15 protein-coding genes are annotated in these 14,639 nt (G+C 31.6%); 4 read left to right on the top strand and 11 right to left on the bottom strand.

Annotated features, from left to right (window positions below; translation table 11 throughout):
- Positions 1-35: 35 nt before the first annotated feature.
- From hisS to rpsF, 5 genes are all read right to left on the bottom strand, one after another.
- Positions 36-1,406, bottom strand: coding sequence for a histidine--tRNA ligase (hisS, locus tag Q0739_RS13550; protein ID WP_298239267.1), 1,371 nt, complete (start codon positions 1,404-1,406; stop codon positions 36-38).
- Between the two features lie 279 nt (positions 1,407-1,685).
- A complete protein-coding gene (locus Q0739_RS13545; protein ID WP_298239266.1) occupies positions 1,686-2,156 on the bottom strand; it encodes a DUF6495 family protein in 471 nt (156 codons plus the stop codon).
- Between the two features lie 107 nt (positions 2,157-2,263).
- Positions 2,264-2,710 carry a 50S ribosomal protein L9 gene (rplI, locus tag Q0739_RS13540; protein ID WP_298239265.1) on the bottom strand — a complete coding sequence of 149 codons (447 nt, stop codon included), beginning with the start codon at positions 2,708-2,710 and terminating at the stop codon, positions 2,264-2,266.
- A 13-nt stretch (positions 2,711-2,723) separates the two neighbouring features.
- Positions 2,724-3,023, bottom strand: a complete 300-nt coding sequence (rpsR, locus tag Q0739_RS13535; protein WP_298239276.1) for a 30S ribosomal protein S18 — start codon at positions 3,021-3,023, stop codon at positions 2,724-2,726.
- Entirely contained in the window at positions 3,023-3,361 is a 339-nt protein-coding gene (gene rpsF / locus Q0739_RS13530) for a 30S ribosomal protein S6 (RefSeq protein WP_298239264.1), read from the bottom strand. Before rpsF ends, rpsR begins: the two co-directional genes overlap by 1 nt.
- A 196-nt stretch (positions 3,362-3,557) precedes the next feature.
- On the opposite strand from rpsF, the gene Q0739_RS13525 reads away from it, so the two are divergent.
- Positions 3,558-4,253: a LytTR family DNA-binding domain-containing protein gene (locus Q0739_RS13525; RefSeq protein ID WP_139002091.1), complete on the top strand. Its 696-nt coding sequence runs from the start codon at positions 3,558-3,560 to the stop codon at positions 4,251-4,253.
- Positions 4,254-4,349: 96 nt separating this feature from the next.
- Here Q0739_RS13525 and priA read toward each other — a convergent pair whose 3' ends face one another.
- From priA to nadC, 3 genes are all read right to left on the bottom strand, one after another.
- Entirely contained in the window at positions 4,350-6,803 is a 2,454-nt protein-coding gene (priA, locus tag Q0739_RS13520; protein ID WP_298239263.1) for a primosomal protein N', read from the bottom strand.
- Between the two features lie 3 nt (positions 6,804-6,806).
- Complete coding sequence (locus Q0739_RS13515) at positions 6,807-7,748, bottom strand: YihY/virulence factor BrkB family protein (RefSeq protein WP_298239262.1); 942 nt, start codon at positions 7,746-7,748, stop codon at positions 6,807-6,809.
- 82 nt (positions 7,749-7,830) lie between these two features.
- Positions 7,831-8,691 (bottom strand): carboxylating nicotinate-nucleotide diphosphorylase, encoded by an 861-nt coding sequence (nadC, locus tag Q0739_RS13510; protein ID WP_298239261.1) that lies wholly within the window; start codon positions 8,689-8,691, stop codon positions 7,831-7,833.
- Positions 8,692-8,816: 125 nt separating this feature from the next.
- Here nadC and rlmH point away from each other — a divergent pair, with 125 nt between their 5' ends.
- Positions 8,817-9,290: a 23S rRNA (pseudouridine(1915)-N(3))-methyltransferase RlmH gene (rlmH, locus tag Q0739_RS13505; protein WP_298239260.1), complete on the top strand. Its 474-nt coding sequence runs from the start codon at positions 8,817-8,819 to the stop codon at positions 9,288-9,290.
- On the opposite strand, the gene Q0739_RS13500 is transcribed toward rlmH, so the two are convergent.
- From Q0739_RS13500 to Q0739_RS13490, 3 genes are all read right to left on the bottom strand, one after another.
- Positions 9,287-9,586 carry an HPF/RaiA family ribosome-associated protein gene (locus Q0739_RS13500; protein WP_298239259.1) on the bottom strand — a complete coding sequence of 100 codons (300 nt, stop codon included), beginning with the start codon at positions 9,584-9,586 and terminating at the stop codon, positions 9,287-9,289. The two genes, rlmH and Q0739_RS13500, sit on opposite strands and share 4 nt — an antisense overlap.
- Positions 9,587-9,695: 109 nt before the next feature.
- On the bottom strand, positions 9,696-11,255 hold the full coding sequence (locus Q0739_RS13495) for a hypothetical protein (protein ID WP_298239258.1): 1,560 nt from the start codon (positions 11,253-11,255) through the stop codon (positions 9,696-9,698).
- Positions 11,256-11,284: 29 nt separating this feature from the next.
- Entirely contained in the window at positions 11,285-11,455 is a 171-nt protein-coding gene (locus Q0739_RS13490) for a hypothetical protein (RefSeq protein ID WP_298239257.1), read from the bottom strand.
- Positions 11,456-11,778: 323 nt separating this feature from the next.
- On the opposite strand from Q0739_RS13490, the gene Q0739_RS13485 reads away from it, so the two are divergent.
- A complete protein-coding gene (locus tag Q0739_RS13485) occupies positions 11,779-12,354 on the top strand; it encodes a non-canonical purine NTP diphosphatase (RefSeq protein WP_298239275.1) in 576 nt (191 codons plus the stop codon).
- Positions 12,355-12,408: 54 nt separating this feature from the next.
- A complete protein-coding gene (locus Q0739_RS13480) occupies positions 12,409-14,628 on the top strand; it encodes a RelA/SpoT family protein (RefSeq protein WP_298239256.1) in 2,220 nt (739 codons plus the stop codon).
- The last annotated feature ends 11 nt before the right edge of the window (positions 14,629-14,639 follow it).

Below are 14,639 nucleotides of genomic sequence, written 5' to 3'. Positions count from 1 at the left end.
TATTTTAAAAGAAAGCCTCCTATATGGAGGTTTTCTTATTTTAATTTATGAATAAGTTCATCAATTGAAATTTTAGCTTGCACACCAGATTGCATATTCTTTAAAGTATATTTATTCGAATTAATTTCCTCCTCGCCTACCAAAACAACAAACGGAATCTTACGTTTATTAGCGTGATTCATTTGTTTTTTCATTTTAGCAGCATCTGGATATAATTCAGCATTAATACCCTGTAAACGCAATTGTTTAATGGCTTTTAAACTGAATAAAGCTTCTTGCTCGCCAAAGTTTATAAATAGAACTTCAATATTTTTTGTAACTGTTTCAGGAAACAACCCTAATTCTTCAAGTACTAAATAAATTCTATCTAACCCAAAACTAATACCAACACCACTGACGTCTTTCATCCCAAAGATGCCCGTTAAATCGTCATAACGTCCACCGCCACCTATAGAACCCATTTTGACCTTGTCTGAAGCAGACACTTCAAAAATAGCACCTGTGTAGTAATTTAACCCACGAGCTAAAGTAACGTCCAATTGTAATGTAGCTGTTGATAGTCCTAGCTCAGAAATTGCTTTATTTATAAACTCTAGTTCATCAATACCTTTTTTTCCTTCTTCAGAAGCGGATAAAATAGTTTTTAAACTTGTAATTTGAGACTCAAAAGAACCAGATAAAGTAAACAACGGTTGTAGTCTAGAAATACCGTCCTCTGAAATTCCTTTAGAACGCATTTCTTCTTTAACCTTCTCCTCGCCTATTTTATCAAGCTTGTCTAAGGCAACCGTAAAATCGATGAGTTTGTCACTTGCCCAAATAACCTCTGCAATTCCAGAAAGTATTTTTCTGTTATTTATTTTAATAGTAACACCTTCAAGTTTTAAAGTTGAAAAAACTGCATCGTATAGTTGAATAAACTCCACTTCTTGCCAGAGCGATTTGCTACCAACTACATCGGCATCACATTGGTAAAACTCTCTAAATCGTCCTTTTTGTGGTCTATCAGCACGCCAAACCGGTTGAATTTGGTAACGTTTAAAAGGAAACTCTATCTCGTTTTGGTGTTGCACTACGTAACGCGCAAAAGGCACGGTTAAATCATAGCGAAGGGCTTTTTCTGAAATTGATAATGTAAGCTTATTAGAGTCTTTTTCAGAATATGCTTCAACATTAGCTTTTGATAAATAATCCCCAGAATTTAGAATCTTAAAAATTAATCTATCCCCTTCTTCACCATACTTTCCCATCAAAGTACTTGAGTTTTCAAAGCTAGGTGTTTCAATGGGTTGAAATCCAAAAGTTTCAAAAGCACTACGAATGGTATTAAAAATATAGTTTCGTTTTGCTACCTGCTCTGGATTAAAATCTCTGGTACCTTTTGGAATGCTTGGTTTTTGAGCCATGTAATAATATTAGTTAATAAGCACTTCGCCTTTAGTTTATCTTGAGCGAAGTCGAAAAGCTCTGTATGACAACCTAATTAAAAGTGGATTCCTGCCTGCGCAGAAATGACAAAAATAATTAATGAAAACGTCATTGCGAGCTTTTTCATTAGAAAAAATTAGCCTGTACTGAACGTAGTCAAAGTATGGTAATCTCATAAACCGAAACTGAATTTAAAAAAGTAAACTAAACAACATACAGATTGTTACGTCGTACCTCCTAACAATGACGGTTAAATTCTAATTTATAAGTTTATAAAAATAATGATACAAATCGCCTTTCGTAATCACAGCTCCTTGTTCTATCATTTTGAATTTATCTAAATTCTTGTCTTCAGTATATTCTTTATCGGCTTGTAAAAATTCCACTCGATCGTCCATTAAATTTTCCCTAAGCCAGTTATAGCCATCTTTTGTTGTAATATCGATATCGCCATTCTTAACATTTACAACAATGGCATGCATATTAGCTTCATCTAAATGAAATAAATACATATGCTGAGGTGCAAAATGCTCCAGATACTCTGCTTTATTTAATGCACCCTCCCAGATTAAATCGCTAAACACGTCCAATTCCATTTCTGCTAATTCTGGCTTATTGGTTTTTAAGTTAGACCACTCGTCGTGGGTAATAGATTGTGTTGCCAAAAAATTTATGAATTCTTGGTGCAATTCTTCAAATTGCTCTTTTGTAAGTCTTGAATATTTCATAATTCCTTCTTAATCTCCCCAAAAGGGAAGAAATTACTATATCAAATATAAAAATAACAAAAAAGCCTCAACTAGGTTGAGGCTTTTAAACTATATCTTTTTAAAGTTTAATTAGCCTGCGCAATAACTTCAAAATCTAAATCAACAGATACTTCTCTGTGTAAACGTACTACTGCAGTATATTTACCTAAACGCTTTACAGTTGTAACTGTAATGAATTTTTTATCTATTGATTGTCCTTCTTTTTCTAAAGCTGAAGCAATATCTATATTATTAACAGATCCAAATAATTTATCTCCTGTTCCTACTTTAGCAGGTATCTTAATTTCTAATGCTTTTAATGCTTCAGCAGCCTTATTAGCATCATCAACTATTTTCTTTTCTTTAAAGGCTCTTTGCTTTAAGTTTTCTGCTAAAACTTTCTTTGCAGAACTTGTAGCTAGTATAGCTTGCCCTTGAGGAATTAAAAAATTTCTACCATAACCGTTCTTAACTGTTACAACATCGTCTTTAAATCCTAAATTTTCAACGTCTTGTTTTAATATAAGTTCCATTGTTATCGGTATTTTATTTTAATAAATCTGCTACGTAAGGCATTAAAGCTAAGTGACGTGCTCTTTTAACAGCTACGGCAACTTTTCTTTGATACTTTAATGATGTACCTGTTAAACGTCTTGGTAAAATTTTACCTTGCTCGTTTATAAAGCGCATTAAAAAATCTGGATCTTTGTAATCAACATACTTGATTCCAGTCTTTTGAAACATACAATATTTCTTAGCCTTGTTTGTGTCAATGTTAAGCGGCGTTAAATATCTAATTTCGCCGTCTTTTTTTCCTTTAGATTGTTGTTCTATTGTTGACATAATTAAGCTTTTTGTTTAAGTTTAACTCTTCTTCTTTCTGCCCATGAAATGGCATGTTTATCTAACGCAACCGTTAAATAACGCATAAAACGCTCATCACGTTTAAACTCAACTTCTAATGGATTGATTACCTCTCCATCTACAGTATACTCAAATAAGTGATAAAAACCACTTTTCTTGTTTTGTATTGGGTAAGCTAATTTTTTTAGCCCCCAATCTTCTTTAGCTATCATCTTAGCGCCGTTAGAAACAAGAAAATCTTCGTATTTCTTTACTGTTTCCTTTATCTGATCTTCAGATAAAACGGGATTTAAGATGAAAACAGTTTCATAATGATTCATAAAAATCTAATTTATTGTTAAAAATGGGGGCAAAAGTAGCCAAATATTTTCTATATTGCAAACATAACCCCGACTTATTATTAGTGTTTTTTAAATGTTAAAATTATGTTAAATTAAGCACTTTATCGATGATTTTTGGTTTTTAGCCGAATTTTTTGTACTATTGTCGATATCTTAACCGAAATAATAAAATGTTATGACTTTAAACTGTGTAGTAGTAGACGACTCAGCAATACAACGTCTCTCAATAGTTAAGTTAGTCGAGAATCACCCATCTCTAAACTTAATTGCAGAGTACAGTAGTGCTTTAGAAACTAAAAATGGTTTAAATACGCACCAAGTTGACTTAATCTTTTTAGACATTGAAATGCCAGTGCTAAACGGATTTGAACTTTTAGACGTATTAAACAACAAACCTCAAATTATCTTTGTAACTGGTAAAACCGAATATGCTTTTAAAGCATTTAATTATGATGCTACCGATTACCTTCACAAACCCATTACAAGAGAACGTTTTAACACCTCTGTAGATAAAGCTCTAGAACAACATAAGTTGAAACTAGACTTTAACGAAGAAGAAGGCGAACATATCTTTGTAAAGAGTAATCTTAAAAAACGTAAAGTTTACATAAAAGACATTAAGTGGATTGAAGCCCTTGGTGATTATGTGAAATTGGTAACAGAAGAAACAAGCCTTGTTGTATTATCTACAATGAAATCGTTTGAAAAGGAATTACCAGAAAATAAATTTTTAAGAATTCACAAATCTTATATTGTTAATCTAGACAAGATAGACAGATTCAACAGTAAAAATGTTGAAGTTGGTGCTTATGAAATTCCTTTAAGCAGGAACAAGAAAACGCAACTTGTTGATGCTTTGAATAATATATAAAAAACAACACGCAATTATAAGATACCGCTATTCAGCGGCATTAGTTCAACCAACATATTTTAGTACGTCCTTCGGACTTCCAAACTATGGGTTTCACTAAAAGTTATCGACATTTAAAATTACTTTAACTGACCGAAAATCCTTAATACTCAAGAAGCTGTTATTTATTTTTATAATAGCTTCTTTTGTTTTTAATAAGGATTGCTTTTTTGGAATTTTCACCAAAATATTTTTATGAAACTGATTTCTAATTCTAGCAATTGGCGGCGATTCTGGTCCCAAAATATTCTGAGCAAAAACTTGTCTTAATGATTTTGCATACCAAATAGAAGCTGTTTCTACTCTATTATAATCTTTATGCTTTAAGGTTATTTTTATTTGCTTATAAATTGGCGGATATTTATAATTATACCGATCGTTCATTTGTTCCTTAAACATATCTATATAATTATTTGCAGATACTTGTTGTAATATGTTATGATACGGATTGTAGGTTTGTATTAGCACTTTACCTCTTTCTTCTGTTCGTCCTGCCCTACCCGATACTTGTAACATTAATTGAAAACTACGTTCATGGGCTCTAAAATCAGGGAAGTTGAGCATATTATCTGCATTCATGATACCTACTAGCTTGACATTTCTAAAATCTAAGCCTTTAGTTAACATTTGGGTTCCTACTAATATATCAATCTCTTGCTGTTCTAACGCGTTTATTATTTTTTCATAACCATATTTTCCACGAGTGGTATCCAAATCCATTCGTGCCACCTTATTATCTGGGAATAAAAGTTTCACTTCTTCTTCAATTTGCTCAGTTCCAAAGCCTTTCGAGTCTAATTCCACGCCACCACAGGCTTCACAATTCTTATGCATAATAATATTATAACCACAATAATGGCAACGTAATTGATTTCGATATTGATGAAACGTTAAACTAACATCACAATTAGGACATTGTGGCGAGTGCCCGCAGGTATTACATTCTACAATTGGTGAAAACCCTCGTCTATTTTGAAACAGAATAATTTGATGCCCATCTGTTAAAGTTTCAGTCATTTCTTCGATGAGTCTATCACTAAAATGCCCCTTCATACGTTTTTTTTTGTGCTTTTCCTTTAAATCGACTAACTCGATGTCAGGCATTAGCACATTGTTATAACGTTTAGTAATTTTAACTAAGCCATATTTATTCTGTTGTGCATTAAAATAGCTTTCCAAACTTGGTGTTGCAGACCCCAAAAGTGTTTTAGCTTGATGCATATTTGCTAAAACTATGGCTGTATCGCGCGCATTATAACGAGGTGCTGGATCGAACTGCTTAAAAGATTGCTCATGCTCTTCATCTACAATTATTAATCCTAAGTTATTAAAAGGCATAAATATTGAAGAACGTGCTCCCAATACAATTTGGGCTTTAGCAGAATTATTTAAAACATTATTCCAAACCTCAACACGCTCATGTGTTGAATATTTTGAATGAAAAACAGATACCTTCTCACCAAAATAGTTTTGAAGTCTTGTTACCAATTGTGTGGTTAATGCTATTTCTGGAAGCAAATACAATACTTGTTTATTTTTCTTCAAAACATCTTCAATAAGCTTGACATAAATTTCGGTTTTTCCAGAAGATGTTACACCGTGTAATAAGGTGGTATTATGAATTTTAAAAGATTCTTTTATTTCATTTAAAGCTTGGATTTGGTGTTCATTTAGATTTTTAGAATCTTCGGTCTCATCTCCAGAATAAAGTACTCTATCTGTTTGTATATGATATTCTTCTAAAACATTTTTATCGATTAACGCTTTAATTATAGCTGAAGATGATTGGCTTTTTTCAACTAAATCCAACACCTTTACAGGTTTCTTAGTAGTCGCAGAAATTGAAAACAAAGTCATTACAACTTGCCTCTGTTTTGGTGCGCGACTTAAATTGTCTAACAAATCATGAAGTCCTTTTTCTGTAGCAAATGCAGAATGTAATTTCACATATCGCACCAATTTAGGCTTGTACTTTTCATAAACTTCCTCTTCTAAGTGAATGATTTCTTTTTCGATTAGCTTTTTAATAATAGGAAGCACTTGTTTTCTATCCAGAATGTTCGCTATTTCGTGTATTTTTAAAGATGATTGATGGTGTAAGGCTTCATAAACTAAAAACTCATCATCTTTTAAAATAGATTCATCGATAACGGTATCAACTTTTTTTGAAATAACTGTCTCACTTTCTAAAATAAAAGCACTTGGCAAAGCGGCACGCATAACATCGCCTAAAGTACACATGTAATAGCTTGCAATCCATTGCCATAAATTAAGCTGCATTCGATTAACAATGGGTGTTTCATCTAGAATTTGATGAATTTCTTTCGCTTCATACGCAGTTGGTGCATCTTTATGAATTCTAGCAACAATACCTGTATATATTTTAGATTTTCCAAATGGTACAGCAACCCGCATACCAGCCTTTAAAAATTCAGATTCTGAAGGTGTAATACTATAAGTAAATAGTTTTTGGAGTGGAATAGGAATTATGACATCTATAAAATCCTTCATAAACTAGCAGCTTTTTCGCAACTTATTTAGAGACGCATTTAACTCGTAACCTAATAACAAAATATTGGCATTTAACCACAAGTAAAATAGTAAAATTAGAAGCGCACCAATAGAGCCATAAAGTTTGTTGTACTGCCCGAAGTTTTCTATATAAACACCAAAAAAATAGGATGACAATATTATAAGAAGTGTTGTAAACAAAGCACCAACAGAAAAGAAATTGGAATGCCTTCCTTCTTTAGTTCCAAAATAATATAAGGTTGCGGTAGCCAAATAAACCATAAGAACAAAGAATAAATACTTTGCAATATCATACCAAAAAACGCTTTGTGATTCTACTTGATATCCTCTATTCTCTAATGCATCTAACAATTCTTGAATAATATAAATTTGAAAATATACAAGTACTACAATAGTTATAATTAATAAAAAAGCAAGTATTAAAGCAATCCCTAGGGCATATAAATATTGTTTAAAAACATTTCTAGTTAATTGCTCATGATAGGAATTTTCGAAACCCGAAAATATAGCATTTACACCATTTGCCATTAAAGCGATGGATAATACAAATACCGAAGACAGCAAGCCTCCTCTTTGGGAGTTCTCAATGTTTTCAAAAATATTATGAAAGAAAAAATCTGATGTACTTGGTGGTAAAAACGACTCCAAAAAATTCATAAACTCTACTTGAAAGTTATCAACTGGAATTAGAGGAATTATAATTAAAACGAAAAGTAAAAATGGAAACAATGCGGTAAAAAAACTAAACGCAATAGCACTTGCTCTTGTGGTTAATGCACCTTTTACTATACCTGTAATATAAAGTTCTAATAAATCGTAAAAAGACAAACCTTCGAGTCCAGGCAATTTTATACGCTTTAAAAAGCGGACTAAAATATTAAGTACTGGTATTTTATCTAATTTATCTTCAAGAGGTTTAGTCATTAAAACTTCAATTTGCTTTAGTGAATTTTATACATGCAATTTATATAAAAATCAACTAACAAATAAGGCTTATAACTATTAATTATTTCATTGCTTTTAAACTTAAGTCCATGTTATGAACCGAGTGGGTTAATGCACCACAAGAAATAAAGTTTACACCACATTCGGCATAATGCCTAATGGTCGTTTCATTAATATTTCCAGAAGATTCTGTAAGACATTGATCTCCTATTAATTTTACTGCTTTTCTAGTATCTTCATAATCGAAATTATCAAGCAAGATTCTATATATGCCTTCATTTCTTAATATTTCTTCAACTTCCATTAAATTGCGAGCCTCTACCATAATATTTAAGTCCTTCTCTGTTTCCTTTAAATACTGCTTAGTCATTTCAATTGCTTTGGTAATACCTCCTGCAAAATCAATATGATTATCTTTTAGCATAATCATATCATACAAAGCAAATCTATGATTTTCTCCACCACCAATCTTTACTGCCCATTTTTCTAGAACACGTATTCCAGGTGTTGTTTTACGGGTATCTAGAATTTTAGTTTTAGTACCATCAATTAAATCAACAAACATTTTAGTTTTTGTGGCAATAGCACTCATACGTTGCATAGCATTTAAAACGGTGCGCTCTGCTTTCAAGATTGACTGCGAAGGCCCTTCAACATACATAACTATATCTCCAAAAGTAACTTCGGTGCCATCTTCAATAAGAACATCCAGTTTTAAGTTTTTATCGACATAGGCAAACACTTTCTTTGCAAAGTTAACACCTCCAATAACTCCTTTATCCTTTACTAATAACTTAGCTTTTCCTCTTGCATTATTTGGAATACATGCCAAAGAACTATGATCGCCGTCTCCAACATCTTCATTTATGGCGCTAGATATAATACGTTTTACTTCGGAATCAAAGATTTCTTGTGTTATCATTTTTGAGAAAATTTGAAACAAAAATAAGAAATTGATTTGCGAAATTATATTTTACATTTACGAAATTTTCAAATTTTATTGTTTTAATTGCATATTTGACAAATTGTAAATATTAATTTTGTTATATGACTATAAAATTACTTGCTATTGGAAAAACTGATAATAAGCAACTTGCATCCATTATTGAAGATTATGTAAAGCGATTAGGGCACTATATTAAGTTTAATTTAGAAATTATTCCAGATTTAAAAAACACAAAAAATTTAAGCGAAGAACAACAAAAAGAAAAGGAAGGCACGCTTATACTTAATAAAATAAACACCACTGATGTATTGATATTATTAGATGAACAAGGAAAAACACTTAATTCTATCGATTTTTCTTCTTATTTGCAAAAACACATGAATTCTGGTATTAAACAACTTGTTTTTGTTATTGGTGGGCCTTATGGGTTTTCTAAGGATGTTTACAACAAAGCAAATGGAAAACTATCATTATCTAAAATGACATTTTCTCATCAAATGATTCGCTTATTTTTTATTGAACAGCTCTATAGAGGATTTACAATTTTGAGAAACGAGCCTTATCATCATCGCTAATGTGTTTTAAAAACTTGTTTGCGTTTTTTTAATTGACGTTCTAAATCTTTAATGGTTTCTCTAACAGACACTTCAAAATTGCGTTCATTGGAAGTCGCAAATATTCTTGGTCCAGGTAAACTTAATTCTATGTTGCAAATTTTACCATTTATATGCTCTTTTTCATCTTGTTTAAAATGCACAGAAGCACTTATTAAGAATTCATATTTATTAGGTAATTTACTTAATTTTTCTTTAGTGAATTTTGAAAGTGTTTCACTTTTATCTACTCCTACATATTGGATACTTACCGTCATATTTTCTTTTTTAATTTATACTCAAATTTAAATAACACTGGCATCTTTAAAGATGACTTATATCATTTTAAAATAATTTATTTGAACTACCTTAACCTTCTAAGAAAATTCATAATACAGCTTCCTTAACCGACATCTTTTTCTCTAGCATCAAGGTTGCTTTTTCTAATCCGTTTAAAGCTGTTAATCTTTTTGTTCCTTTCTCTAAAGCTTGCTTAAACAAAACTATAGATTCCTCTAACCTATTCTGATCCATCAAAAACTCAGCATACATTTCTTTAGTTGGTTTTTGAATAAATGGTGGCCCATAACTGTAGGCCAACTGGTCTTGTAAAAAAACTGATTTCTTAAGGAATTTTTCAGTCTCAATAATATTATTCTCTAATCTTGCCCGTAATGCCATTAGTTGGGTTTTCATTACAATAGACTCACTAATATCTGTTCTATTTGGTAATTCCCGATTACCAGATGCGCAAACACTAAAGCCACTCGATACGTTATCGACTAAAAGTGATTCGCTTTTTATGTCACTTTCCATAGATTCTATTATTTTACCTAAAACCTCAGCATTATTGTTTTCAAATGCAATTCTACCTTCTATAAAATAGTTTTGAGATTTAATAGCAATATTAGCATCTGAAACATCAATCTCTATATTTGAAATTGGATGATTCCAAAGGTCTGCTTCCGCTAAAAAAGTTCCTTTTAGAAATAACAAATGAACCCGCGCTCTTCTTGACGGATCCTCTTTACAATATTTTTCCATATCCCAAACCATTTTCTCTGCCTCTGCAACTTGTCCTTTTTGCAAATAGCCATATTCCAACCAATGATAAGCATGATAACCTCTCGCATTATTGTCGAGTTCTTTATTTTTCATTCTAGCAACACTTGCTCCATAAGAATCTATATTTGATGCAACAACTTTATCCCACATGCCTAAAGCTACATAAATATGAGATGGCATATGTAAGGCATGACTAGCATCTGGTGCTACTTTTGCGTAAGCATCAGCAGCATCAAGTGCTAAATGAGCGTGTTTAGGATCATCATAAGAGTGTATTAAATAATGTAATGCCCCAGGGTGCTTTCTATTACTTTGTAATATCTTATTAGCAATAACTGCTCCTTCTCCATATATAGAATCATTTCTTCCTTCTGCAACAGAACCTAAAAGTGATAATGAATAAAAAGCAGCAATTTCATTGTTTTCTGGGAATTTCTTAAAAAGCTCTTGCATATGTTTCATATATGCTTGGTCCCTTTCTTTTTTAAGTGTCTTTTCTTTATATAAAATTTCAACACCATCTAATAAGCCTTCTTCTACAGTAGTAAACTCAACTTTTTCCCTAAGTTTTTTAATTTTCTGAACCGTTTCAATTGCGTTATCAAAATCTTGATCCCTCCATAAACTATGATTATATGTCATTGCTTCTCCCCAATAAGCCATGGCCATGTTGGGATCTAATTTCTGTGCTTCTAAGAAAGCTTCTCTGGCATCTTGATATTCAAAACTATGCAGAAGCAATAAGCCTTTTTCAAATTTAGGAATCGCATCTTTAGTTCCAGTAACTTCAAAATCTATTATTCCTAAATAATCAGTTTTCACAGCTTTATTTTTACAAGAACATATAAAAACCATCAATAAAAGAAGGGTGATTTGTTTCATATTAATATATCTAAATTTTACATCCTAATCTAATACTCAACTACTATTGACGTATCTGTATAATTTTTTGAACCTACTTTATATAAATTTTCGAACAATAAAATCTTTTTATATTTATTTTTTAAAACTTTGGTATAATAAACTATTTCTTCAATTGAGGCTACATTGTGATGAATAGTCTCATTTTTATTATTTACCATGCCATATATAGATATTTGACATTGATTCTTTGACTTCGACCCTTTAAAATTTGTTGAAAACACAATTCTTTTCACATTAAAAGGCATCTCTTTGTTACCTTGTTGAGGAGATTTATAAAATATGTTTTCGTACTTCGACTTTATAACAGTATTTCTAATATCTTTATTTTGGGAATATGAGATGCAAAAAAACAAAAAGAAGAATAATTAATATTAATTTTTTCATAACCAATAAATTTTAATTTTACACATTAGATTTATTATGCTTACTAAGATAAATAATTTAAATTACTTAAATACTTTACTAGCAATTATACACTATGATAAAACTTGTGTTCGCAACCAATAATTTAAATAAGCTTAAAGAAGTTCAAGCTTTAATTCCTAAGCATATTAAACTATTAAGTTTAAAAGATATTGGCTGTTTTGAAGACATCCCAGAAACACAAAACACCATAGAAGGGAATGCTATACAGAAGGCTAATTATATAAAAACCCATTATGGCTATGATTGCTTTGCAGATGATACTGGTTTAGAAGTAGAAATACTTAATGGAGAGCCAGGAGTTTACTCTGCTCGTTACGCAGGTAAACAACGAGATGCTAATGACAATATGGATAAATTACTCTTTAAATTGAAAGACAAAACAAATAGAAAAGCACAATTTAAAACGGTCATTGCTTTACATCTTGGCGGAGAACTTAAAACCTTTACAGGTATTTGTAAAGGTAAGATAACCTATACTATACAAGGCACAAAGGGCTTTGGTTACGACCCTATTTTCAAACCTAACAATTACAATCAAACTTTTGCAGAAATGGATCTAAGCCTTAAGAACAAAATTGGTCATCGTGGAAAAGCTGTTTCTCAGCTTGTTCAATTTCTAAAAATTAAATAACAAAAAATTAAAAACCATGTTGCTAGTTAATATTCTTTATGCTACTTTTAATTTATGACAGAGGAAGCGATAGAAAAAGAAAACGCAGCAATTACAAAAGCATATAAAGAATTACTAAAAGTTAGTTATAGAACGCTTTCTAGTGATGATAAAAAACTGATTCGAAAAGCCTTTGATGTGGCACTCGATGGGCATAAAGATCAACGCAGGAAATCTGGCGAAGCTTATATTTTCCATCCCATTGCCGTAGCAAAAATTGTAGCTCAAGAAATTGGTCTTGATGCAACCTCAATAGCTTCAGCATTACTTCATGACGTCGTAGAAGATAGTGACGATTATTCTATTGATGATATTGAACAACTTTTTGGAGGAATCATTGCAAAAATTGTAAACGGACTTACAAAAATCTCCTCACTTAGTAAGGAGCAAGACATGGATGTTTCGCTTCAAGCCGAGAATTTCAGAAAAATGCTGCTTACGCTTAATGATGATGTTCGTGTTATTATTATAAAAATTGCAGACAGACTCCATAATATGCAAACTATGGATGCAATGCGAGCAGATAAACAAGTAAAAATTGCATCTGAGACACTATACATTTACGCACCTCTTGCCCATAGAATTGGTCTTTATAATATTAAAACCGAACTTGAAGATTTAGGCTTAAAATACACAGAGCCTGAAGTATACAACGATATTCTAAACAAAATAAAAGAAAGTAAAGAAGAGCAAGACAAATACATTCTTCAGTTTAGCGAGGTTATTGAAAAATCTCTAAACAAAGAGAACATGAAGTATAACATTAAAGGAAGACCTAAATCCATCTTTTCTATTAGAAAAAAAATGGTAAAACAAGGAGTTTCTTTTGATGAAGTTTATGATAAATTCGCTATTCGAATTATTTATGAAAGTGATGAAGTCAATGAAAAATTCTTAGCTTGGAAAATATATTCTATTGTCACAGATCATTTTAGACCTAATCCTATTAGACTACGAGACTGGATTTCTTCTCCAAAGTCAACAGGTTATGAAGCCCTTCATATAACTGTTATGGGACCAAAAGGTCGCTGGGTTGAAGTACAAATACGAAGCCAACGCATGAACGAAATAGCCGAAAAAGGTTACGCCGCTCATTACAAATACAAACAAGGCGAAGAACTTGAAGATAGTCTTGAAAACTGGATTAATCGATTACAAGAAGCCTTAGAAAATCCACAGTTAAATGCAGTAGATTTTGTCGAACAATTTAAACTTAATCTTTACGCACAAGAAATATTTGTATTTACACCAAAAGGCGAGTTAAAGTCATTACCAAAAGGAGCTACAGCATTAGATTTCGCATTCAGTATCCATACAGAAGTTGGTATGAAAACACGCGGTGCAAAAGTAAATGGAAAACTAGTTCCTTTAAGTCATGTGTTGCATAGTGGTGATCAAGTAGATATTTTAACTGCCGAAACAGCCAAACCAAATGCCAATTGGTTAGATTATTCAACAACAGCAAGAGCAAGGGGCAAAATAAAATCTGCCCTCAAGGAAAATCGAAAAATAATTGGTGAAGACGGCAAAGAAATTTTAAGAAGAAAGCTAAAACAACTCAAAATTACACTTAACGAAGAAAGTATAAATGAGTTAGTTCGCTATTTCAAACTTAAAACAAGTTTAGATCTCTTCTACCGTGTTGGTATAGGCTCTATAGATAATAAAATGCTTAAAGACTACGCTTCTTCTAGAAGCAATGCTTTAATGACATTTATTAAAAATAAAATAAGTCGAAAAGCAACTATTTCGAAAGAAGAATTAGAAAAAGAGGAAGTTACATCTAATTTCGATTCTATAGTTTTTGGTAAAGAAGAAGATAAGTTAGATTACAAATTAGCCAATTGCTGCAATCCTATTCCAGGTGATGACGTTTTTGGTTTTTTAACAGTTGCCGATGGTATCAAAGTTCATAAAAAAAACTGCCCAAACGCACTTAGTTTACAATCTAATTATGCCTACAGAATCATGCCTGCAAAATGGATTGATTCTACGCAGCAAGAATTTTTGGTAAAAATAGAAGTATCTGGAATAGACCACTTAGGTTTAGTGAATGAAATAACAGAAATCATTTCATCTAACATGCATGTTAATATGAAAAGCTTAAGTTTCGAGACAGACGACGGGCTTTTTTCTGGAAAAATTAACGTGATTGTAAAAAACAATACTATGTTAAAAAGACTCCAAGAAAAACTTAAGAAAATTAATGGTATTGATAAGGTTACTAGAGTGTAAAAAAAGTGTAA

Origin of the sequence: uncultured Algibacter sp. (assembly GCF_947487605.1) — a bacterium.
Lineage (GTDB): Bacteria > Bacteroidota > Bacteroidia > Flavobacteriales > Flavobacteriaceae > Algibacter_D.
The sequence above is the reverse complement of the archived record's forward strand: the minus strand, read 5'-3'. Positions and strand labels throughout refer to the sequence as shown.

Excerpts from the sequence above, each read along its gene's own strand:
- hisS (WP_298239267.1), bottom strand. The coding sequence starts at position 1,406 with ATGGCTCAAAAACCAAGCATTCCAAAAGGTACCAGAGATTTTAATCCA.
- Q0739_RS13545 (WP_298239266.1), bottom strand. The coding sequence starts at position 2,156 with ATGAAATATTCAAGACTTACAAAAGAGCAATTTGAAGAATTGCACCAA.
- rplI (WP_298239265.1), bottom strand. The coding sequence starts at position 2,710 with ATGGAACTTATATTAAAACAAGACGTTGAAAATTTAGGATTTAAAGAC.
- rpsF (WP_298239264.1), bottom strand. The coding sequence starts at position 3,361 with ATGAATCATTATGAAACTGTTTTCATCTTAAATCCCGTTTTATCTGAA.
- Q0739_RS13525 (WP_139002091.1), top strand. The coding sequence starts at position 3,558 with ATGACTTTAAACTGTGTAGTAGTAGACGACTCAGCAATACAACGTCTC.
- priA (WP_298239263.1), bottom strand. The coding sequence starts at position 6,803 with ATGAAGGATTTTATAGATGTCATAATTCCTATTCCACTCCAAAAACTA.
- Q0739_RS13515 (WP_298239262.1), bottom strand. The coding sequence starts at position 7,748 with ATGACTAAACCTCTTGAAGATAAATTAGATAAAATACCAGTACTTAAT.
- nadC (WP_298239261.1), bottom strand. The coding sequence starts at position 8,691 with ATGATAACACAAGAAATCTTTGATTCCGAAGTAAAACGTATTATATCT.
- rlmH (WP_298239260.1), top strand. The coding sequence starts at position 8,817 with ATGACTATAAAATTACTTGCTATTGGAAAAACTGATAATAAGCAACTT.
- Q0739_RS13500 (WP_298239259.1), bottom strand. The coding sequence starts at position 9,586 with ATGACGGTAAGTATCCAATATGTAGGAGTAGATAAAAGTGAAACACTT.
- Q0739_RS13495 (WP_298239258.1), bottom strand. The coding sequence starts at position 11,255 with ATGAAACAAATCACCCTTCTTTTATTGATGGTTTTTATATGTTCTTGT.
- Q0739_RS13490 (WP_298239257.1), bottom strand. The coding sequence starts at position 11,455 with ATGGTAAATAATAAAAATGAGACTATTCATCACAATGTAGCCTCAATT.
- Q0739_RS13480 (WP_298239256.1), top strand. The coding sequence starts at position 12,409 with ATGACAGAGGAAGCGATAGAAAAAGAAAACGCAGCAATTACAAAAGCA.